The following is a 21,743-nucleotide window of genomic DNA, read 5'->3' as shown; positions in this document are numbered from 1 at the left end:
CCCTGAACATAAAAGTTCAGGGTTATTTTTATTTTCTTATTTATTGTTTAAAGCTGATCTAATACGTTTGAAGAAGCTACCTTCTTCACTGTTTAGCATGAATAACTTGTAAACATTTGAGAACTTGTAAGTAACAAAAGCGATGAAGGCAATCGCAATCAATAGTGAAATGATTCCTTCAAATAAGTTTGCAGCATGATTAATCAATCTAATTGGCATCAAGAATGATGAGAATAGTGGGATGTATGATCCAACTTGTGAAAAGATTGAATCAGAAAAACCATCATTAACAAAATTAAATGAAAGCACGAAGATAAATAAAATCAAGAATACAAGTGGTTGAGATGACTTGGCGGCTCCTTCAACGTTGGCTGAAAGAGAACCACAAATCGCTGCAAGCACGATTGAGATTACGAAACCAACTAAGATGAATAGTAGGTTAATACTAAAGATATTACCGATAAACGTACTAATCAATATGTGTTGGGATGTAAATAGTGAGTTAAAGAATGGATACATATTCAATACGAAGTATGCAATCACTCCGGCACCGCTGTAAATTACCATTTGTGTTGCCATCAAAGCAATCACGGCACCAACCTTACCACTAAAGTATGTGCTAGGTGAGACACTACTGAAGATAACTTCTGAAATCTTGGTGCCTTTTTCCTTGGCGATAGTGGTGGACATGATGGAAGCATAAATTAAGGTAAAGAAGTAGGAAATAAAGATTAATACATAGATTGATGCTGTATTAGCATTGGATGTTTGATCAGATTTTTGTTTCTTTTCCTTATCAGTGATTGATGACTTAAACGCTGGTTTTACAGACAATTGTTTGTATTGTTCGCTAGTGACATTACTGGTTTTAACGTTAATGGCAGATTGTTTTTGGTTCACAATTGCTAATAAATCGGCCTTAACGTCGCTATCTAAGGAGCTACTTCCAAAAAAGTTAATTTTGTATTGGTTGTTTTCCTTGGAAACCTTGATGTAACCATCAATATTGTCCTTCTTAAGTTCCTTTTTGGCGTTACTTTCGGACTTGATGCTGGTATCAATGGAATCTTTATCCTTGGATACTAGTTCACTTTTAACGCTTGAATCCCCGACAACGGCGACTTGGTAGTCGTCAAAGTTGTTGGTTGAACTGGCAACTAGTCCACCAATTCCAGCACTAATTAAGACTGAAACGATTGGTGTGACTAGCAAAGCGATGAAACTCTTTGATTTTAAGTGTAGTAGGTAGTTTCTCATGAAGACAATATTGAACTTATGCATGTTTTGCCACCGCCTTCTCTCTAAAGATTTCATCTAATGTAGGTGGTTGTTGGCTGAATTCTTCGATGTATTCGCCACGACTCACGGCGTTGAAGAGGGCCTTACCGTATTCTTCATCAGTAAGGGTAATCTTGTAACGGTTATGACCACGTGCAACCACTTCGCTGACACCATCAAGTGCAGCTAGTTCGTTTACGGACATGTCAGTTGTCACAAAGATGTATTTCTTGCCGAATTGGTTTCTGATTTCATCAACGCCACCGTTTAAAACAACATTACCGTTTCTAAGCATGACGACGTGATCACAAAGTTCTTCAACGTTGTTCATGTCATGACTTGAGAAGATGATGGCAGCACCATTTTCCTTAGTTCTGATGATTTCTTTCTTTAAAAGATCGGCGTTAACAGGGTCCAAACCACTAAATGGTTCATCTAGAATTACCAACTTTGGTTCATGAATTAGGGTACAGATTAGTTGGACCTTTTGTTGGTTACCCTTAGATAATGATTTAATTTTGTCCTTTGCTTCTCCCTTAACTTCGAAGCGTTTTAACCATGAGTCAATGCGTTCCTTGACCCATTTTTTGTCGCGGCCCTTTAGTTCCGCAAAGTATGTAATTTGACTTTCAATTGTTAGGTCTTCGAATAGACTACGTTCTTCTGGAAGATATCCCACTTCGTTGAAGTCCTTAACGGTGATTTCGTGATTGTTTAATGTAATTTTTCCATCAAATTCGATAAAACGAAGAATGCTGTGAAAGGTTGTTGATTTACCAGCACCGTTTTGTCCGATTAGGCCAAGAATTTGGCCGTCTTTAGCTTCGAATGAAACGTTGTTTAAAGCTTGGACTTTTGAAAATGATTTGGAAATATTTTCAATCTTTAAGATAAGCTCATCTCCTCTGTTTTGATAAGCCTAATAATATCATAATGATATTCAAATTAAAATTTAATTTTCGCCGGTGAAAACTAGACATCGAGTATGTTTATCATTACTGAATTTGCGGAAATCAAAAGGCCTAAATATAGCACTTTTGACTTGTGATTAGGTGAACAAAGTTGACCTATTTTTTAATTAAAAATGGATATTTTCTTCAAAAAAACATAGTGAAAATTAATTATTTTCTGGTGATCAATGGGTTGAAACCCTTTATTGACACTGATACAATCAAATTGAAAACGTTAGGAGTATCTAAATTAAAGGAGGGCGTTTTTGATGGTTCAAGTTGATGAAATGATTAACAATTTAGTAAGCAATGCACATACTGCATTAACTGAATTAGAAGGTTTAGATCAATCACAGGTAGACTCAATTGTAGATGCAATGGTCCAAGCTGGTTTAGATAACAGTGCGGAATTGGCAAAGTTGGCTCATGAAGAAACTGGTCGTGGAAATACTCACGACAAGACAATGAAGAACATTTTTGCCAGTGGTCAAATTGGTAACTTCATTAAGAATCATAAGACTGTTGGAATTATCGATGAAGACGATGAAGCTAAAACAGTTACAATTGCAGAACCATTAGGGGTGTTAGCTGGTGTTACTCCAGTTACCAACCCAACTTCAACTACTTTATTTAAGGCAATCATTGCGATGAAGACTAGAAACCCAATCGTATTTAGTTTCCATCCACAAGCTTTGAAGTCCTCAATAAAAGCAGCTGAAATTGTATTAGATGCAGCCGTTAAAGCAGGGGCACCAATGAATTCAATTCAATGGATTAGTGAACCAAGCATTGATGCAACCAATGCTTTGATTCATCACCCTGGTGTTGCAACGATTTTAGCGACTGGTGGACCTGCCATGGTCAAAGCCGCTTACTCAAGTGGTAAACCCGCATTAGGTGTGGGTCCTGGTAACGCACCATTATATGTTGAAAAGTCCGCAGATTTAGATGCAGCAGTTAAAGACATCGTATTATCAAAGACCTTTGATAATGGTATGATTTGTGCCACTGAAAACAGTCTGGTAATCGATTCAGCCATCTATGATGACATGAAGAAACGCCTAAGTGACGCTGGTGTATACTTCATCGCTGAATCAGATCAAGATAAGTTAGCACAAACTATGTTTAACCCTGAAACTGGTGGTGTTAACGGACCAATCGCTGGTCGTTCAGCTAAGCAAATTGCTGACATGGCCGGAATTGAAGTGCCAGAAGGTACCAAGGTATTGGCCGCAGAACTAACTGAAGTTGGTCTTGACCACTTACTTTCAGGTGAAAAGCTTTCACCAGTTGTATCAGTATACAAGGTAGCTGATTCAGACCATGCATACGAAACTCTAGAATCAATCCTAAACTATGGTGGATTAGGTCACACTGCCGGAATTAGATCAACTGATTCTGACGTGATTACCCAATTCGGTATTAAGATGAAGGCCTGCCGTATCCTAGTCAATACTCCTTGCTGTCTAGGTGGTGTTGGTAGCATCGTTAACGGATTGGAACCTTCACTAACTCTAGGAACTGGTTCATGGGGCTTTAACTCCATTTCACATAACGTTACTGACTTTGATTTACTCAACCTTAAGAAAATTGCTTACCCACGTAAGAATAGTAACTTTGAAGAACTTATTAAAAAGTATATGTAATTAAAAAAGACTAGGCATTTGCCTAGTCTTTTTATTATGCGTGAATTAACAGCTTGATTAAGATTAGTGCCACAATGGTTTGAATTAGACCAACTGAAACACTGTAAATGGCAAAACGCTTTCCAGCCTTTAGGAACGCCTTTAAGTTTAGACGTAAACCAATAGCGGCTAGTGCGATGATTTCACACCATGAGCTCAATAGGTGAGCAGTGTTACCGATGAAAGCTGGAAGGTGGAAGAAACTATTTAGGATACAGAAGATTAAGAACCATAGAACGTACCATGGTAGAAAATCAATCTTACCTTTCTTTACTTCTGCTTCAACTTCTTTTTCGGCGTTAGCTAATGCTTCGTTTTTAGCATGAATGCGTGCAAACACAGTAACCACAACCACTAGCATGATGATTCGCATAATCTTGAATAGAGTTGCGAATTGGACGGTAGTTTGGTTAACCATCGTTGCACTGGCGATAACTTGTCCAACTGATTGAACGGTACCACCAATCAAGGCACCACGTAGCATGTCAACGTGACCAAATACCATGGTACCGATGACTGGAAGAGCTAGCATCATTACGGTTCCCATTAGGTTTACCAATGTGATACTCATTCCGGCATCTTCGTCGGAAGCATTAATGACTGGTTTGATGGAAGCAATCGCTGATGATCCACAAACCGCGTTACCACCGGCCATGCAAAGGTAAATTCCTTCACCGAAGTGAAGCCACTTACCAATCATGATGGCAGCGATAATGGTGATGGTCATTTGGATGATGATGAATAGTAATCCGGACCAGTGTAATTGAAGAATGGTTTGGAAAGTGATGGTAAGGCCAAGTAGCATTACTGAGTATTCCAGTAATCGTTTTTCAGCAAACTTGGTACCAGCACTTAGAACTGGTTGTTTTAAAACGGTGTTACCCAACACGATTCCGATTAGGATTGCGATGGTGGCTCCACCGATGTTTGGAATAATAGCTGTAAGAAATTGACTAATAATTGCAATAATAGCTGCAGCTAGAAATCCAATGGTACGTTTTTTAATCGTATCAATCATATGAATTTCTCCTTTATTTATAATATTTAAATTATATCACGTATGACAACCCTTCTAAACCGTTGAATTGTTAAGCTTTAGTTAATATGATTTTGATAATATCGCCATATCACGTATAATTATAAGTAATAGGAGTGATAACTTATATATGTGGACCATAATTTCGATTCTTATTTTACTTATCCTTGAAATTTATAATGTGGTTAGAAACATTAGAAACAACCGTGTCATTAGAGACACATTGAACAATTATGACAACGTTGTGAAAGTACGTGCCATGATTGAAGAACATGATGAAGATAGCGAGGTTGTTAAAGCTATCAAGGATGAATTCAATGTTAGTTTTTATCCTGCAACTAAAATTTTTATTAGCGTCAGAAAAATGAAGTAAAACAAAAGCCTAACGTTTTAAACGTTAGGCTTTTTTATTGCTATTTTCGTTTTACAACGGCGTTTAAGATTAGACTAGCAATCACGATTAATACTAGTAATAAAATCAACGCGTGAAGTGATCCAACCGCAGTTCCAGTAGCTTCGTTATTATTACTCAATTGACTGATAGTAATAATAGCAGAAACGATGGAAGTGGCAATGGCACCTGAGATTTGTTGAAGGGTGTTGAATACGGCGTTGCCGTCTGTTCTTTGTTCACCATCTAATTGGCTTAATCCACTTGTCATAATATTACCAAATGATAGTCCTATGCATAGCATGTAAATTACGTAGAAGATTAAAATCATGGTGTTACTCAAATGAGTTCCAAAGATGGCGAATAATACCAAACCAATTAGTCCAAATAACATTCCTAGTGCTAGTGGCTTGTAAGCACCGAAACGGTCGTACAAATTACCAGATAGTGGGGCTAAGATGGCACCAATTGCGGCACCGGGTAATACCAATAGACCAGCAATGAACGCGGATGAGTGGTTTACGATTTGCACGTAGTTAGGCAAGATGAATGATAAACCTAATGTGATGAATTGTAGGATGAAGAATCCAACAATGTGACCAGCAAACTTTTGGTTTTTAAGAACAGATAGGTCCAAGATAGCATTCTTGCTTCTAATGCAGTGCATGTAAAGAGTAATCAAAGCAATCACACCAATGATGATTGGAAGAATGACAACAGCACTTAGGATGTTACCGGCACCCATGTTGGAGAAACCATATACTAAACCAGTGAATGTAATCACGATTAGGATTAGGCCAACAAAGTCTAGGCTAGTCTTTTTAATTTCGCGTTTTTGTTCGATGTTTAAGACACCTAAGATTAATGAAATCACGAGTATTGGTAATAGGATGGCGAAGATGTAACGCCAACCGATTGAAGATACCACAATTCCACCGAAAGTTGGACCAACGGCAGGGGCGATGGCGGTAATCAAGTTACCGACCCCCATCATGACACCGATTTTTTCAGCAGGTACTTGATCCAAGATGATGTTAAACATCAATGGTAGTGCAATTCCAGTTCCGAATCCTTGAATTACACGACCGATTAATAGGAATGTAAATGATGGTGCGGTTAAGTCACAAACAACTCCTATAATAAATAGTAAGTTTGATACGATAAATAATTGCTTGGTTTTAAAGTTACGATTTAATATTGCTGAAAGCGGAACAACGATTGATACAATAAGCAAATAAATTGTAGTCATCCATTGGACAGTACTGGTTCCCACGTTGAAGTCGCGCATCAAAGTTGGGAAGGTGATGTTCATTGAAGTTTCAATAACAACACCACTAAATGACATAATTCCAGCTGCAATAACTGACAGTAATGTCTTTAATGAAATTTTGTTATCCATTATTAATCCCCCATATGTTTAATGATTTTTGCTAAGCTACTCTCTAGGGAAGCGTATTCTTCATCAGACAAGAAACTATGGATTTGTTGTTGTGTTTCAACCATGAACTTTTGAATGTCGTCTTCGTATTGAACGGATAAATCGGTTAGGATGACTTGTTTTTGACGAGCATCCTTGTTCGATTCAACACGGCGTATTAATCCCTTATCTTCCATTCGCTTCAATAACGTTGAAGCGGTGGAACGACGGATATTAAATTCGTGTTCGATGTCCTTTTGAAACATTTCTTGATCTTTAAACAGGGTCAAGAAGTCTATTACAGACATCTGCATACTTGTTAAATCGTATTGAATCGCAAACTTATCAAATTGTTTTGTAAGTTGGGTTGATGCAATTTTTAACTGTCTACCAATATTTTCTGTCATGAATATCACTTCCTAGATTTTGTTAGCATGCTAACAATTATAAAGGGGACAAAACAAAAATGCAAGCAAAATGCACAAAAAAAGAACCCCGCATAAGCGAGGTCCTTCAATACTATACTTCCAAAATCTTTGATAGGAATGATTTTAGACGATCATTTTTAGGGTGATTGAAGATTTCATCAGGGGTACCTTCTTCTTGAATGATACCGTCATCTACGAATACAACACGGTCAGCAACTTCTTTAGCGAAGCCCATTTCATGGGTAACAACTACCATTGTCATACCTTTTTCTTTAGCTAACTTCTTCATAACGTTTAAAACGTCACCGACCATTTCTGGATCAAGAGCAGAAGTAGGTTCATCAAATAGCATGATGTCTGGGTTCATTGCTAAAGCACGTGCAATAGCAACACGTTGTTTTTGACCACCAGATAGTGAATTTACAGGGGCGTCAAATTTATTTTCCAGACCAACAACCCCTAGTAACTTCTTTGCTTGTTTTACAGCATCTTCTTTTGATAGCTTACCTAATTCAACAGGGGCTAACATAATGTTTTTACCAACTGATAGGTTATTAAATAGGTTAAAGTGTTGGAATACCATACCGATTTGTTCACGAACTTGATCAATGTTAACACCTTTTTGGGCGATGTCAGTACCATGAACAACCACTGAACCTGAAGTTGGTTCTTCTAATTTGTTTAAAGTTCTTAATAGAGTTGACTTACCTGAACCGGAAGGGCCGATAATAACAACTACTTCGTTATCTTTAACTTCTAAATCTACACCACGTAAGACATGGTTGTCTGCGTATTGCTTGTGTAAATCAGTTACTTTAATTTTGCTCATATCTTAGCTCTCCTTTTTACCCAGTTTGATAGCCAAGTTAATAGGGTGATTACAACTAAGTAAATAATTGCAACCATTGCCCAAACTTTGAATCCTTCAAGGTTTCTAGCGATGATAATCTTACCAGTTTGAGTAAGTTCTAGAATACCAATGATTGATAGGATTGAAGTATCCTTCAAGGTAATGATGAATTGGTTAATGAATGATGGAACCATTAACTTAACACCTTGAGGTAGGATAACCTTTCTCATTGACTTACCGAATGGTAAACCAAGTGATCTGGCAGCTTCCATTTGACCTTTATCAACTGATTCAATACCACCCTTAACAAAAGCGGCGATGTATGCACCTTCATCTAGCATTAATGTAATAACACCAGCGATGAATGCAGGAATTCTAGTACCGGTTAATGTTGGAATACCAGTGTAAATAAATAGTGCTAGAACTAGTAGAGGCATACCTCTAAATAAGTAGATAACTGTTGATGAAAGTCCACGGAAGAACTTGATTGGTAGAACACCAAATAGTCCAAAGATTACACCGAAAATGGTAGCAAAAATAATAGAAACAATTGTTAGCCACAATGTTTGTAGGAAACCTTGCCATAGGAAAGTTTTGTTTTGCTTTAGAATACCAAAGAATGAATGATTATCTTCAGTGTTTTTCTTAGCATTTAAGTACTTGTCCATGATTTTTTTATACTCACCATTTTTCTTTAAGTGAGCAAGACCAGCATTGAACTTTTCTACAAGATCTTTATTAGTTCCTTTTTTTACACCAAGTGCGATAGGAGTACCTGCTGCAGGTTTAGTAACAATTTTTAGTTTAGTTCCTTGATTGATACCATATCTTAGAACGGGTTCATCATCGAAACAAGCAACTGAGTTACCAGTCAAGACATCTTCATATACGTTACTTGAATCATCAAAAGTGCTTATTTTAAACCCATATTTCTTTTGAATGGATTGTGCATATTGAGCACCTGTGGTTCCTGTCTTAACTGCAATTGTTTTACCTTTTAGGTCTTTTAAACTCTTAATGTCATTATTGTTTTGAGACACAGCCATTACAACACCAGAATTGTAATATGCTGTAGAGAAATCAAATGTCCCTTTACGTTCTGGAGTGACTGACATACCAGCGACCATACCATTTAATTGACCAGATTGAACAGCTTGAATAGCTCCATTAAAACTGGTTGGTTTAAAGTTTACTTTAAAACCTTGATCCTTGGCGATTGCATTCATTAAGTCAATATCAATTCCGACGTATTTATTGTTGTCGTTAGCGTATTCAAATGGTGGGAACGTCACATCCGTACCAATTTGATAAGTCTTTTCTGCAGCATTTGATTTAATAGGTGCTGAGAATAAACCAAGAGCAACGACCAATCCGATGCTTAATACCATTAACCATCGGATTACTGGAAAATGTCGCTTCATTAGTAAAACCCCTTTTCAAAGTAGTATTTCTTTTCCACGTTATATTTCATAACATTGCTTGTTTTTATAATATCAGAACTAACAAAGATTGTATATCTGAATTCGAAATATTTTTTAAAAAATTAAGCTTTTATGTCACAAAATATAACATGTAATTACTTGTATAAAACTAAAAACAAAACTTTAGGAAAATTTTACTTTTACAGAAATCCTTATATATCAAGGGTTTTAAGCGTATATGTAAGAAAAAGGTCAAAAAAGGTCAAATTTAGTATTGAATTATGTAATTTAGGTGGTATTATATTCTTTGGATAAGGAAATAAGAGAACAACTAAAAGCCTTATCTAATACATGCCGTGTTTGGCTAATGTATTTGAAAATAAAATATTATATGAAATGTGAGGGATGTACTATGGCAAGAAGTCCATTTGATCCATTTAACGATGATTTTGACAAAATTTTTAACCAATTTTTAGGCGATACAGGTAACTCAAATACCCAACGTCGATACATGATTAATGGTCAAGAAGTTACCCCAGAACAATTAGAAGAATTAAGAAGAAGTGGCCAACTACAAGGTGGCCAACCTAATACCCAACAAAAAGCTGCATCTAATAAAGGAGGAATTCTTGAAAAGTTAGGTCGAAACTTAACTCAAGAAGCTAGAGATAATAAGTTAGACCCAGTAATTGGAAGAGACAAGGAAATCCAAGAAACTGCAGAAGTATTATCCAGAAGAATCAAGAACAACCCTGTATTAGTTGGTGACGCCGGTGTCGGTAAGACTGCCGTTGTTGAAGGTTTAGCTCAAGCAATTGTTAAGGGCGACGTACCTGCATCAATTAAGAATAAGGAAGTTATTAGTATTGATATCTCTGGTCTAGAAGCCGGAACTCAATACCGTGGTAGTTTTGAAGAAAACATTCAAAACTTAATTAAGGAAGTCCAAGAAAAGGGTAACGTTATTCTATTCTTCGACGAAATCCACCAAATCCTAGGTGCTGGTAATGCCGGCGACGAAAGTGGATCCAAGGGATTGGCAGATATTATCAAGCCTGCATTATCTCGTGGTGAAATTACCGTTATCGGTGCTACTACCCAAGATGAATATAGAAACACAATCCTAAAGGACGCTGCTTTGTCACGTCGTTTCAACGAAGTACAAATTAAGGCGCCAAGTGAAGAAACTACTTTAGCAATCTTGAAAGGTATTCGTCCATTATATGAAGAACACCACAATGTGATTTTGCCTGACGAAGTATTGAAAGCTGCTGTAGACTACTCAGTTCAATACATTCCACAAAGAAGTCTACCTGACAAGGCCATTGACCTAGTAGATATGACTGCTGCACACTTATCTGCTCAACATCCAGTCTTAGATCAAAAGCAAATCGAAGATGAGATTGAAGCAGAAAAGAAGGCTCAAGAAGATGCTGCAGCTAAGGAAGATTACGAATCAGCATTAAACCACAAGAACAAGATTGAAGAACTACAAAAGCAAATCGACAACAAGAGTGACGAAAAGAAAGTCACTGCTACTGTCAACGATGTTGCTAAGTCAGTTGAAAGATTAACTGGGGTTCCTGTTGCTAAGATGAGCAGCACTGACATCGAAAGATTAAAGACTATGGGCGACCGTCTAAAAGGCAAGGTAATTGGCCAAGACGAAGCTGTTGCTGCGGTCGCTCGTGCTATCCGTAGAAACCGTGCCGGCTTTGACGAAGGTAACCGTCCAATTGGTTCATTCTTATTCGTAGGTCCTACTGGTGTAGGTAAGACTGAACTTGCTAAGCAATTAGCTAAGGACATGTTTGGTAACAAGAACAACATTATCCGTCTAGATATGTCAGAATACTCCGACCCAACTGCCGTTTCCAAGTTAATCGGTGCTTCAGCTGGATACGTTGGATACAACGACAACAACAATACTTTGACTGAAAAGGTTCGTAGAAACCCATACTCAATCGTATTATTAGATGAAATCGAAAAGGCTAACCCACAAGTGCTAACACTTCTTCTACAAGTATTAGACGATGGTCGTTTAACAGACGGTCAAGGAAATGTGGTTAACTTTAAAAACACTGTTGTAATTGCTACTTCAAACGCTGGTTTCGGTAACGAAGCACTTACTGGTGACGACGACAAGGACAAGAAGCTAATGGATCGTCTAGCTCCATACTTCCGTCCAGAATTCTTAAACAGATTCAATGCAATCGTTGAATTCTCCCACTTAACAAAGGATGACTTGAAAGAAATTGTTGATTTAATGTTAGCAGATGTGAATGCTACATTAGCTAAGAAAGACATGGATGTTGTCGTATCAGATGATGTTAAGAACCACTTAATTGAACAAGGATATGATGAAGCCATGGGAGCTCGTCCACTACGTCGAGTAGTTGAACAAGAAATCAGAGACAAGATTACTGACTTCTACCTAGACCATGAAGACATTAAGCACTTAAAGGCTGAAATGGAAGATGGTACTGTCGTAATTAGTGAAAACAAGTAATCTGAATAATAAAAAAGAGACCGTTTGGTAGGAACGGTCTCTTTTTTATTTGAATACCCATAGTTTGCTTAGTACAAAGTTAACTGGAACGGTCACAATTAATGTTAGTACCGGGACAATTTGTTCGTTAATAGATGTGTAGACAGATAATAGGTAGGTTAATAGTACTGTTAAACACCATGTGAATACGTAGGTAGAATAATATTTAATTGCAGTTCTAGTAACGTTACCACTAGTTTTGAATACCCACTTTTTATTGATGGTTAAACCAATCAAAGTAGTGGTTCCATACCCAATTGCCATGGCAATGGTAGGAGATGTAATCCGCCATAGGCACGTATAAATTAAATAGGTTAGTACAGTGTTAATAAATCCAACGATACCGAATTTGAAAAATTGCTTAATTATATTAATCATTTATTTTCTCCGTGTGAAATCATTTGAACTTATATAGTAGTATATACCAAAATTATTTTTTATATGGAAATCTTTTAATAGTATGCTATTATGATTTCAAAATATTTAACTATTCAAAAGCGAAAGTGGGAAATCGGTATGATTAAGCTTTTAAGATATATTAATTTGATAATAGTTTCTGTTTTGACAGGGATGTACTTATTTGGCCCACATAAATATCAAAATACTGCGTTTATTATTCTATTTGTCTTGAATTTAATCTGCCTTGCTTCGACATATATCAGCAAAAGACGTAAATAAATTATGCGGACGATTTGACTTGTGGAAATAAAGACAAAAGAGGCTTTCTATAAAAGGAGGCCTTTTTTTATACGGATGGTATATAATGAAAACAATAATTAATCAAAAAGGAGATTCGCATGTCCTTACAATATTCTTTTGAGATTACACCCAACATTGATCAAGTTAACCTGGATGGTTTATTAAAACTAAATCCAGAATTCATCTCGATTACCGATAGAAATCACGACATGGATAACCTGCTACAAAGCATTCAAATTGCCGACTACATTCATGCCAATTCATCCGTTGATGTCGTCATTCATCTGACTGGAATCGACAAGGATGAAAAACGAGTCCAAGAGATGATTGATTTGATGCAACAACACGATATCCACAGCGTGCTGGCACTGCGTGGGGATAAGTTATCGCAAAAAGATACGGCGGTGACATTTCCACATGCTGATCGACTAATTGAATTTATCAAACAACAATATCCACATGTGAATATCTCTGGCACTTGCTACTTAAATAGTAGTGACGAAGAAATGAAATGGTTGAGACAAAAGATTGAAAAGGGATGCACGAATCTGATTTCACAGTTTAGCTTTGACGCAAATGATTACGTTGATTATTTAAATCAAATTGAAATCGATACGCCAATCTGGTTTGGGATTATGCCGGTAATTTCGATATCACAAGCAGAAAAGATGCTAAACATGACTCATTCGACTGCTCCAGATGAACTGAATGCTTTGATGAATCATCATGGCGATGAGTTCGGTGATGATGGTGTGCAATACACCGCGGGGATGATTAATAAAATCAAACAATCGGGTGCTAGCCACATTCATTTGTATTCATTAAATAATGCGGAAAACACTGAAAAGATGATTAATAAAATTTAGCGCACAAAAAAAGACGCCCTTCGGCGTCTTTTTTTATACACACATCATCTAAAAGAGAGATTAATACTTAGGTTCCCACTTAGTATCTTCGATAGCTTTATCAACATCTTTGATGTCTTCACGTGTAAGACCACGTTTTACAGCGCTATCGGCAACAGCCTTAGCTACAGTAGTTGAGAATTGATCCAACTTAGAAACTGGAGGTAAGACAGCAGCACCTGGTTTGTCAGTGTCGACAATACCACCAAGTGAGTGGGCAGCTGCGGAAATCATTTCGTCATCTAGAACAGTTGCTGTAGCAGCAATTGCACCTAGACCTAGACCTGGGTATACAAGGGCGTTGTTAGCTTGACCGATTTGGTAAGTAGTACCGTTGTATTCAATATCGTTAACTGGGATACCAGTACCGATAAGAGCTTTACCGTCAGTCCATTTTAGTAAGTCTTCAGCCTTAGCTTCAGCCAACTTAGTTGGGTTTGAGATAGGGAAGATAATTGGACGTTCAGTGTGAGCAGCCATGTCCTTAACGATTTCTTCAGTGAAAGTGTTTGGTTGAGTTGAAGTACCAACTAGGATAGTTGGGTGAACTTCTTTAACAACTGCTTCTAGAGTGGTTAGTGAATCTGCGTTATCAAATTCGCTACGGCTTCTAGCAAATGGTTTTTGTTGAGGAGTCAAAGTATCGTCGTCATCGAACAATAGACCTTGCTTGTCAACTAGGTAGAAGTGCTTCTTAGCTTCTTCTGGGTCCATACCTTGTTGTACGAATTCATCGTATACACGAGAAACGATACCAGTACCGGCTGAACCTGCACCAAATGATACGTAAGTTTGGTCCTTCATTTCTTCACCAGAAATGTTTAATGCACCTAAGATACCTGCTAGAACGATGATACCAGTACCTTGGATATCATCATTGAATACAGTGTACTTGTCTTTGTATCTGTCTAGAATTTCAGCAGCGTTGCTACGACCGAAGTCTTCGAAATGTAGGTACATTTCTGGGAACATTTCTTCAGCGTCTTCTACGAAAGTATCAACGAACTTGTGGTATTTTTCACCGTAAACACGTTCGTGTCTGTTACCTAAGTACATTGGGTCCTTAAGTAATTCTTCGTTGTTAGTACCAGCATCTAGCACAACAGGTAGAACTTGGCTAGGATCGATACCAGCAGCGGCAGTGTAAACCATTAGTTTACCAACAGCGATATCAACACCGTTAGTAGCCCAGTCACCAATACCTAAGATACCTTCAGCATCAGTAACTACGATTAGACGAATGTCTCTGCCTTCAGCAGCATTCTTTAATGAAGTCTTAATTGAATCTAGATCATCATCGATTGATAAGAATGTAGCGTTTTGTGGTTGAACGAATAGTTCACTGTAGTTTTCAATAGTTTCAGCGATTGTTGGATCGTATACGATTGGCATAAATTCAACAACGTGTTGTGAGAATAACTTGTAGAATAGAACACGGTTTTCGTTAAATAGAGTCATTAAGAAAACACGTTTTTCTAAATCTGATGGTTTGCTTTGGAATTGAGCGTAAGCTTGGTCCACTTGTTCTTGTAAAGTTTGAACGTATGGTGGAAGCATTCCTTCTAAACCAAGTTCTTTTCTTTCTTCTTTAGTAAATGCAGTACCCTTATTCTTGAAAGGATTGTTTAAAATATCATATCCAAAAGACATAGTGCTTACCTCTTTTCATAATTTATATATAGATAATAATACATGGGTATTTTTATAGTCAAAACTTAGTGTTATAATAAATATAATTTATATCTAAAAATAAAACCTTTTTATATCAACGCTGGGAGGCGTTTTTTATGAACACCAGAGACCTAGAATATTTTATAAGCTTAACGGAATTAAAAGTTTTTTCGAAAGTTGCTGAAGAATTTAAGGTAAGTCAACCTACCATTACTTTTGCTCTGCAACGATTGGAAAAAGAGATGGACGCTAAGTTGATTATTAGACATCGTACCCATGGCGAACTCATTGTAACCGATAGTGGAAAACAATTGTTGAACCACGCTCGCGCAATCATTCGTCATTTTGACGTTGCTAAGCGCAATATCGCCAACTTGAAGGCCAAAAAAGTTTCAATCGGACTACCACCAATTATTGAAACGAGATACTTTCCTACAATTGCTCAACATTTAAAGGAAAGAAAATTATTAAATAGTATTATTACCTATGAATATGGATCTGAAACGACCAAGTCGGCCTTGAAGAATGGGGAATTAGATTTAGCATTGCTAGGTTCTAACAACCCATTGGAAGATCCAGATATCGAAACAGAAGAAATCGAAAGAATTCCATTCTGTGCATACGTTTCAAAGGACCATCCATTAGCTAATGAAGGGAAGATTCATTTTGCTGACCTAGCCAAGGAAGACTTTGTACTATTCAAACAAGGTTTTACCCAAAACGAATCCTTTAACCAATTAGCTAAGCGCAATTCATTTCATCCAAACGTGATTTTCAGATCAAATGAAACCAACAACATCATGAGTCTGATTTCCAACAACGTTGGTGTCGGATTCTTTAACTCACTAGTTCAGGTTCCAGATGGGGTAGTGAAATTGGAATTCTTAGATGAAGATATGCCAATGTTTGTTACCAACCTGGTTTACCTAAAATCACATTACTTCAATGACTTCCAAAAGGAAGTTTTAGATGTCATTAGAGATTCACTTAAAAGATAACTATAAAAAGTCCTAAGTTTAATCTTAGGACTTTTTTGTATATTTTTTCTTAAAAATCTTTAGATATTCTTAATGTTATATATACTGCAATGATGCCGTTTTTCATCTAAAATTAACATTAATAGAAAAGATGGAGGAGACCATAATGAACAAAGAAACTAAAGAAAAAAAGATATTGCATAAAGTTAAAAAGAACTGGGTCGTTATTGGAATGGCGACAGTATCATTATTAGGTGCAGGATATACTACATTACAAGATACCAACATCGTATCTTCAAATGTTGTCGTTCATGCTGACACCTTGGACAACCAAGGTCCTGTGAATATCAATATTGATAAGAATAATTTTAATAACTATTTTGACACTTTAAATAATGCTTCATACAATCAAGAAAATGGTGTTATTACACTTACAACTGATAATGTTTCTCAAAGTGGTGGTGTTTCGCTAAAAAATAAAATTTCAATGAATAGAAGTTTTGACCTTAAGGGTTCAATTTATCTTGGGGATAAGACTGATATAGAAGGTGGAGCCGATGGTCTAGCAATCTTCTTGCATCCAAACTCTGTTAAAACCGCTATTAGTTCAGGAGCATCTGTTGGTATGTGGGGAATTCCGAATGCTGTTGGATTTAAACTTGATACTTTTTATAATCATGGCGACGATCCATTGCCAAATGGTGATAATGCAAAACTTGATGGTCAAGGTGATGCACCGTTTGGAGCATTTACCTACACCGACGGTAGTGGTAACTCAGAACAACTAAAGAACGAATCATCAGTACGATTCATTCAAGATAAATCCAGTATTTTAAATAAGGACGCTCAACTATTACCGTTTGACTTTTCTTACAATGCATCAACTAAGCAATTTACTGTCACTTATGATAACCAAACATGGACAAAAACGTATGATGGTAACAGTCAAAATATGGTGCTAGTAATTAGTGCTGCTACCGGATTGAGTCACAACTTACAACAAGTCCAATTAGATAGCTTTTCTTATTCAGCTGATCCAATTTATTTATCCCAACAATCAGCAATGGATCAACTTAAGAACACAGCAACTGACACAACAAATAAAATTAATAATGATGATAAATTAACAAACGAACAAAAAAATGATCAAAACCAAAAGGTTTCTGATGAGTTGCAAAAAGCATATGATAATGTTCAACAACAAACTACTTCTGATGGAGTAACTAAAGCTCAAGAAGATGGGAAAAAATCGATTGAGAATCAATATGTTCCTGGTTCACAATTAAACCCAGAAAGTAGTAGCGCACAAAGTTCATCTGCAAGTAGCAGTGCACAAAGCTCAACACAAAGTTCCGCTGAAAGCAGCAAGGCTGAAAGTTCCGCGCAAAGTTCAACAGAAAACAGTAGCGCACAAAGCTCATCTGCAAGTAGCAGTGCAGAGAGTTCTGCTGAAAGCAGCAAGGCGGAAAGCTCAGCACAAAGCTCAACAGAAAACAGTAGCGCACAAAGTTCTGCTGAAAGCAGCAAAGCTGAAAGTTCAGCGCAAAGTTCAACAGAAAACAGTAGCGCACAAAGTTCCGCTGAAAGCAGCAAGGCGGAAAGTTCAGCACAAAGTTCAACAGAAAACAGTAGCGCACAAAGTTCTGCTGAAAGCAGCAAGGCGGAAAGTTCAGCACAAAGTTCTGCAGAAAACAGCAGTGCACAAAGTTCATCTGCAAGTAATAGTGCACAAAGCTCAGCGCAAAGTTCAACAGAAAACGGCAGTACACAAAGCTCATCTGCAAGTAGTAGTGCAGAGAGTTCCACTGAAAGCAGTAAAGCAGAAAGCTCAGCGCAAAGTTCTACAGAAAACAGCAGCGCACAAAGTTCTGCTGAAAGCAGCAAGGCGGAAAGTTCAGCACAAAGTTCAACAGAAAACAGTAGCGCACAAAGTTCCACTGAAAGCAGCAAGGCGGAAAGTTCAGCGCAAAGCTCAACAGAAAACAGTAGCGCACAAAGTTCAGCTGAAAGCAGTAAAGCAGCAAGCTCAGCACACAGTTCTACAGAAAGCAGCAGTGCACAAAGTTCTGCTGAAAGCAGTAAAGCAGAAAGCAGCAGTGCACAAAGTTCTGCTGAAAGCAGTAAAGCAGAAAGCTCAGCACAAAGTTCCGCAGAAAACAGTAGCGCAGAAAGCTCATCTGCCTCTACTCATGAAACTCGACATCACGAAAGTAATGCTTCAAATTCATTAGTAAACAACAAAGATGCAAAACGTTTACCACAAACCGGTGATCAAACACATGAAAATGTGTTAGTTGCTGTTGGTACAAGTCTGATTGCTTTGGCTTTAGGTTTAGCATTTGTTGCATCAAGAAGAAGACGTAAGCATTAAGGATTTATATAATTGGATTTTTTTCTAATTATGGAAAACTAAAAACAACTGCTAAATTTTGAATTTTTTAGACAAAAAATCTACTTTGGTTTATCACAAAGTTTTAGTAAATGATGCAAGTTTAAGACTAGTCACATAGTTAGATAGTTTCTAATATAAAACCAAGATGTATAAAAATAAAAACACCTATCTCTTATTGAGATAGGTGTTTTTATATATGCGTTATAAAAAGTTTGAAAAAATATTCAAATGACTTAAATATTCCAATGAAATTTTTAAATTTATCATAGCAAACTTAAACTTATAAATGCTGTTTTCACAATCTTTTTAACCTAAAATACACTATGAGATTTAGATAAAAGGAGCGGATGTTATGAATAAGGAAGTAAAATCAAAAAAGATATTACATAAAGTCAAAAAGAACTGGGTCGTAATTGGTATGAGCTCAGTAGCTTTATTGGGTACCGGATTTGTGGTATCTCAAACATCAAGCGCATTACCAACTGGAGTTGTTGCGCACGCGGATGAAACCACTAGTACAAGTGATAAACAATCATCATCAAGCACAACCAATTCAACTTCAGATAAAAGCAACGACAGTTCTGCTGTTCAACAAAGTAGTGAGTCAGCACAACCAAGTAATGCTAGTCAATCTACAAGCATCGAAGCAAGTAAATCAGGTGATTACTCAGCTCCGCAAAGCTCTGTAAATGCTACCATCAGTAATCTAGGCTCTCAAACTACTAATGTTAAGAAAGATGCATCCATTAACTATTCATTAACATTGACTAACAATGACAGCCTTGGAAGAGTGATTCCAAAGGGAACTCAAATTAAAATTAATGTCAATACTCCAGAAAAAACTAGTTTTAATGATGTATTCTCATATTCTGTATATTCAAATTACTCAAGTCAAAATAATTTTGATGACAGTATTTCTGGAAACACAATCACATTAACTACTAATAAGGACTTTTATCCTGGAACAGTTAACATTAATTTATCACTAGTTGTAAAGGGACCTAAGTATGACTGGGATGGTGATAGTGAAGAACACGAAACTAACCCAGATCCAGTCAATGTGAATATCACTTCATCACTACAATTACCAGGTGAAAGTGAACAAAATATAAATGTCGATGGCAATCAAATTTCAGTATTGCCAAACACTAAAGAAGAAGACCAAAAGAAGAATCCTGATGATATCGGAATTCCTGGATATCTATCAAGCCACTTTATTAAGAATTACCCTGACGACGTTAAAGATTACAGTCAAAGTAATACAAATGGCAATTATGTTAATACTGATGGCGGTAGTGCATATTATTCTCCATCATATACTAACAAAGATGGAAAACCATACTTTGTAGTTACAGGTGAGTTCAACCGTGGGAATATAGCAGGATATTATGGTACTCGAATTTTATTTAGTGATGGTAAAAACTTTGATTTAAATAATTTAAAACTATATGCATCTCATGATGAAGGTGTGACTTTTGAAGACATCACCGATAAGCCAGGTGTTTCATTTGGCATTGATAATAATGGAGCTGTTTATTCAGATTTTTCTAAGTCCGCTTACACAAAAGACATCGTTGATTTTGTGGCTTACAGACCATATACAGATTTATCAGGTAGTTATCACGTCGTTGGATATGGTGATTACTATCGAAGCGATATAGATCAAAATGGTTCTCAAAGAATAGGTGAATACACTTATAAGATAATTCCTGCTAAAGGCGATACAGGAAGTTCATGGATTGTTGCACCTAACCAAACTGCATACACTCAACCAGATGGAACTTATGTATATTCTGCAAACAGTTTAAAAGATGGCGTTAATGTATACAAGACTGTTAATGGTAACCCAGGCGGATACGAAAAGTTAGATAATGCTACAGTTGATGTTACAAATGATGGAAACGTTAGCGATGGACAAACCATAAAGGTGGCTCCAGGAGCATCACAACAATTAAATCTAACCTACACATCTACTGACTCAAGCAATGCCAAAGCTCAAGCAACATTTACTTTAGTTAACCCATATGTTTCTATTTCTGATCAAAAAGTTACTAGAACCGCAACTGTTAACTATGTAGATTCAACTACTAATAAAGTGATAAAAACTGATAGCAGTTCAGTTGAATTTGTTTCAAGCGGTTTGAAGGACACCCGAGATAACTCAATCACTTGGGACCCATGGAAGATTTCAAGTGGGGAAACTTCATACAAGTTCACAGTTCCTACTATTGATGGTTATGTTCCAGAAGATACCAGTGAAATGACTGGTACTTTAACACCACTAGGGGATGACGTTGTTAAGACTGTTTACATGGATCCACTTGAAACAGTTACACAAACAAGAGTAAAAGATGTTAATGTTTTAGCTAAGGATAAAACAAATACTAGTGGGCCATCCGGATCATACGTAAACATTCCAGGATATGACCAACATATTTATGTGACATTCACTAAGACGGGTATTAAGAATCAAAAAACTGGTGAAGTTACTTGGGGAAGCTATGAACCTGATAAAAAAGCGGTTACTGCTAATGCAGCCCAAATTCCTAATTACACATTAGTTAGCAATCCAACTGTTACTAAGGATGTTTCCGCTCCACTTGGTGACACCGAACCAACATATACTGAAATCTCATTCCTTTACGTTCCAAAACCTGCATCAAGTGAATCATCACAAAGTAGCAGTGCCGCAAGTTCAGCTCAAAGCAGTAGCGCCGAAAGTAGCAGTGCCGCAAGTTCCGCTCAAAGCAGTAGCGCCGAAAGTAGCAGTGCTGCAAGTTCAGCGCAAAGCAGTGAGGCAGAAAGCTCAGCTGTAAGTAGCAGTGCGGAAAGTTCCGCTGTAAGTAGCAGTGCGGAAAGTTCAGCTGTAAGTAGCAGTGCAGAAAGTTCCGCCGAAAGCAGTAAGGCGGAAAGCTCAGCTGTAAGCAGTGAGGCAGAAAGCTCAGCTGTAAGCAGTAAGGCAGAAAGTTCAGCTGTAAGTAGCAGTGCAGAAAGTTCAGCCGAAAGCAGTAAGGCAGAAAGCTCAGCTGTAAGCAGTAAGGCAGAAAGCTCAGCTGTAAGCAGTAAGGCAGAAAGCTCAGCTGTAAGCAGTAAGG

The 21,743-nt window shown here is 37.2% G+C and carries 16 protein-coding genes; 7 read left to right on the top strand and 9 right to left on the bottom strand.

Features of this window, described 5'->3' with window-relative positions; genetic code table 11:
• Positions 1-36: 36 nt before the first annotated feature.
• Positions 37-1,281, bottom strand: coding sequence for an ABC transporter permease (locus RZ78_RS07005; protein ID WP_054608573.1), 1,245 nt, complete (start codon positions 1,279-1,281; stop codon positions 37-39).
• On the bottom strand, positions 1,274-2,170 hold the full coding sequence (locus tag RZ78_RS07000) for an ABC transporter ATP-binding protein (RefSeq protein ID WP_054608572.1): 897 nt from the start codon (positions 2,168-2,170) through the stop codon (positions 1,274-1,276). The genes RZ78_RS07005 and RZ78_RS07000 overlap by 8 nt, the downstream gene beginning before the upstream one ends.
• A gap of 327 nt (positions 2,171-2,497) precedes the next feature.
• Here RZ78_RS07000 and RZ78_RS06995 point away from each other — a divergent pair, with 327 nt between their 5' ends.
• Positions 2,498-3,874, top strand: coding sequence for an aldehyde dehydrogenase family protein (locus RZ78_RS06995; RefSeq protein ID WP_054608571.1), 1,377 nt, complete (start codon positions 2,498-2,500; stop codon positions 3,872-3,874).
• Positions 3,875-3,908: 34 nt separating this feature from the next.
• Here RZ78_RS06995 and RZ78_RS06990 read toward each other — a convergent pair whose 3' ends face one another.
• Positions 3,909-4,931, bottom strand: coding sequence for a YeiH family protein (locus RZ78_RS06990; protein ID WP_054608570.1), 1,023 nt, complete (start codon positions 4,929-4,931; stop codon positions 3,909-3,911).
• Positions 4,932-5,130: 199 nt separating this feature from the next.
• On the opposite strand from RZ78_RS06990, the gene RZ78_RS06985 reads away from it, so the two are divergent.
• Positions 5,131-5,322: a hypothetical protein gene (locus RZ78_RS06985; RefSeq protein WP_140999841.1), complete on the top strand. Its 192-nt coding sequence runs from the start codon at positions 5,131-5,133 to the stop codon at positions 5,320-5,322.
• Positions 5,323-5,362: 40 nt separating this feature from the next.
• Here RZ78_RS06985 and RZ78_RS06980 read toward each other — a convergent pair whose 3' ends face one another.
• The 4 genes from RZ78_RS06980 to RZ78_RS06965 form a co-directional block, all read right to left on the bottom strand.
• Positions 5,363-6,742, bottom strand: coding sequence for a DHA2 family efflux MFS transporter permease subunit (locus RZ78_RS06980; RefSeq protein ID WP_054608568.1), 1,380 nt, complete (start codon positions 6,740-6,742; stop codon positions 5,363-5,365).
• Positions 6,742-7,164 carry a MarR family winged helix-turn-helix transcriptional regulator gene (locus tag RZ78_RS06975; RefSeq protein WP_053795932.1) on the bottom strand — a complete coding sequence of 141 codons (423 nt, stop codon included), beginning with the start codon at positions 7,162-7,164 and terminating at the stop codon, positions 6,742-6,744. The genes RZ78_RS06980 and RZ78_RS06975 overlap by 1 nt, the downstream gene beginning before the upstream one ends.
• Positions 7,165-7,276: 112 nt before the next feature.
• Entirely contained in the window at positions 7,277-8,014 is a 738-nt protein-coding gene (locus RZ78_RS06970; protein ID WP_054608567.1) for an amino acid ABC transporter ATP-binding protein, read from the bottom strand.
• On the bottom strand, positions 8,011-9,456 hold the full coding sequence (locus tag RZ78_RS06965; RefSeq protein ID WP_054605096.1) for an amino acid ABC transporter substrate-binding protein/permease: 1,446 nt from the start codon (positions 9,454-9,456) through the stop codon (positions 8,011-8,013). Before RZ78_RS06965 ends, RZ78_RS06970 begins: the two co-directional genes overlap by 4 nt.
• 412 nt (positions 9,457-9,868) lie before the next feature.
• On the opposite strand from RZ78_RS06965, the gene RZ78_RS06960 reads away from it, so the two are divergent.
• Positions 9,869-11,965: an AAA family ATPase gene (locus tag RZ78_RS06960; protein WP_054608566.1), complete on the top strand. Its 2,097-nt coding sequence runs from the start codon at positions 9,869-9,871 to the stop codon at positions 11,963-11,965.
• Between the two features lie 45 nt (positions 11,966-12,010).
• On the opposite strand, the gene RZ78_RS06955 is transcribed toward RZ78_RS06960, so the two are convergent.
• Complete coding sequence (locus RZ78_RS06955) at positions 12,011-12,382, bottom strand: GtrA family protein (protein WP_041153185.1); 372 nt, start codon at positions 12,380-12,382, stop codon at positions 12,011-12,013.
• Between the two features lie 419 nt (positions 12,383-12,801).
• Between RZ78_RS06955 and RZ78_RS06950 the strand changes: the two genes are divergently transcribed.
• On the top strand, positions 12,802-13,569 hold the full coding sequence (locus RZ78_RS06950) for a methylenetetrahydrofolate reductase (RefSeq protein ID WP_054608565.1): 768 nt from the start codon (positions 12,802-12,804) through the stop codon (positions 13,567-13,569).
• Positions 13,570-13,629: 60 nt separating this feature from the next.
• Here RZ78_RS06950 and RZ78_RS06945 read toward each other — a convergent pair whose 3' ends face one another.
• The gene (locus RZ78_RS06945; RefSeq protein ID WP_054608564.1) at positions 13,630-15,258 is read right to left on the bottom strand and encodes a malolactic enzyme; all 1,629 of its coding nucleotides are present in this window, start codon (positions 15,256-15,258) and stop codon (positions 13,630-13,632) included.
• Positions 15,259-15,395: 137 nt separating this feature from the next.
• Between RZ78_RS06945 and RZ78_RS06940 the strand changes: the two genes are divergently transcribed.
• The 3 genes from RZ78_RS06940 to RZ78_RS06930 form a co-directional block, all read left to right on the top strand.
• Positions 15,396-16,277 carry a LysR substrate-binding domain-containing protein gene (locus RZ78_RS06940; protein WP_053793090.1) on the top strand — a complete coding sequence of 294 codons (882 nt, stop codon included), beginning with the start codon at positions 15,396-15,398 and terminating at the stop codon, positions 16,275-16,277.
• A 145-nt stretch (positions 16,278-16,422) separates the two neighbouring features.
• On the top strand, positions 16,423-18,627 hold the full coding sequence (locus RZ78_RS06935; RefSeq protein ID WP_054608563.1) for a lectin-like domain-containing protein: 2,205 nt from the start codon (positions 16,423-16,425) through the stop codon (positions 18,625-18,627).
• 373 nt (positions 18,628-19,000) lie between these two features.
• Positions 19,001-21,743, top strand: a 2,743-nt coding sequence (locus tag RZ78_RS06930; protein WP_191978854.1) for a KxYKxGKxW signal peptide domain-containing protein, incomplete at its 3' end; no start/stop codon positions are given.

Source organism: Apilactobacillus kunkeei, from assembly GCF_001308195.1.
GTDB lineage: Bacteria > Bacillota > Bacilli > Lactobacillales > Lactobacillaceae > Apilactobacillus > Apilactobacillus kunkeei_C.
Note: the sequence above shows the minus strand (reverse complement) of the source record. Positions and strands in the feature narration are given on the sequence as shown.

What these genes read in the sequence shown, in the direction of transcription:
- RZ78_RS06935 (WP_054608563.1), top strand. Translation starts at nt 16,423, where the DNA reads ATGAACAAAGAAACTAAAGAAAAAAAGATATTGCATAAAGTTAAAAAG.
- RZ78_RS06995 (WP_054608571.1), top strand. Translation starts at nt 2,498, where the DNA reads ATGGTTCAAGTTGATGAAATGATTAACAATTTAGTAAGCAATGCACAT.
- RZ78_RS06940 (WP_053793090.1), top strand. Translation starts at nt 15,396, where the DNA reads ATGAACACCAGAGACCTAGAATATTTTATAAGCTTAACGGAATTAAAA.
- RZ78_RS06990 (WP_054608570.1), bottom strand. Translation starts at nt 4,931, where the DNA reads ATGATTGATACGATTAAAAAACGTACCATTGGATTTCTAGCTGCAGCT.
- RZ78_RS06975 (WP_053795932.1), bottom strand. Translation starts at nt 7,164, where the DNA reads ATGACAGAAAATATTGGTAGACAGTTAAAAATTGCATCAACCCAACTT.
- RZ78_RS06970 (WP_054608567.1), bottom strand. Translation starts at nt 8,014, where the DNA reads ATGAGCAAAATTAAAGTAACTGATTTACACAAGCAATACGCAGACAAC.
- RZ78_RS06950 (WP_054608565.1), top strand. Translation starts at nt 12,802, where the DNA reads ATGTCCTTACAATATTCTTTTGAGATTACACCCAACATTGATCAAGTT.
- RZ78_RS06945 (WP_054608564.1), bottom strand. Translation starts at nt 15,258, where the DNA reads ATGTCTTTTGGATATGATATTTTAAACAATCCTTTCAAGAATAAGGGT.
- RZ78_RS06965 (WP_054605096.1), bottom strand. Translation starts at nt 9,456, where the DNA reads ATGAAGCGACATTTTCCAGTAATCCGATGGTTAATGGTATTAAGCATC.
- RZ78_RS07005 (WP_054608573.1), bottom strand. Translation starts at nt 1,281, where the DNA reads ATGCATAAGTTCAATATTGTCTTCATGAGAAACTACCTACTACACTTA.
- RZ78_RS06955 (WP_041153185.1), bottom strand. Translation starts at nt 12,382, where the DNA reads ATGATTAATATAATTAAGCAATTTTTCAAATTCGGTATCGTTGGATTT.
- RZ78_RS06960 (WP_054608566.1), top strand. Translation starts at nt 9,869, where the DNA reads ATGGCAAGAAGTCCATTTGATCCATTTAACGATGATTTTGACAAAATT.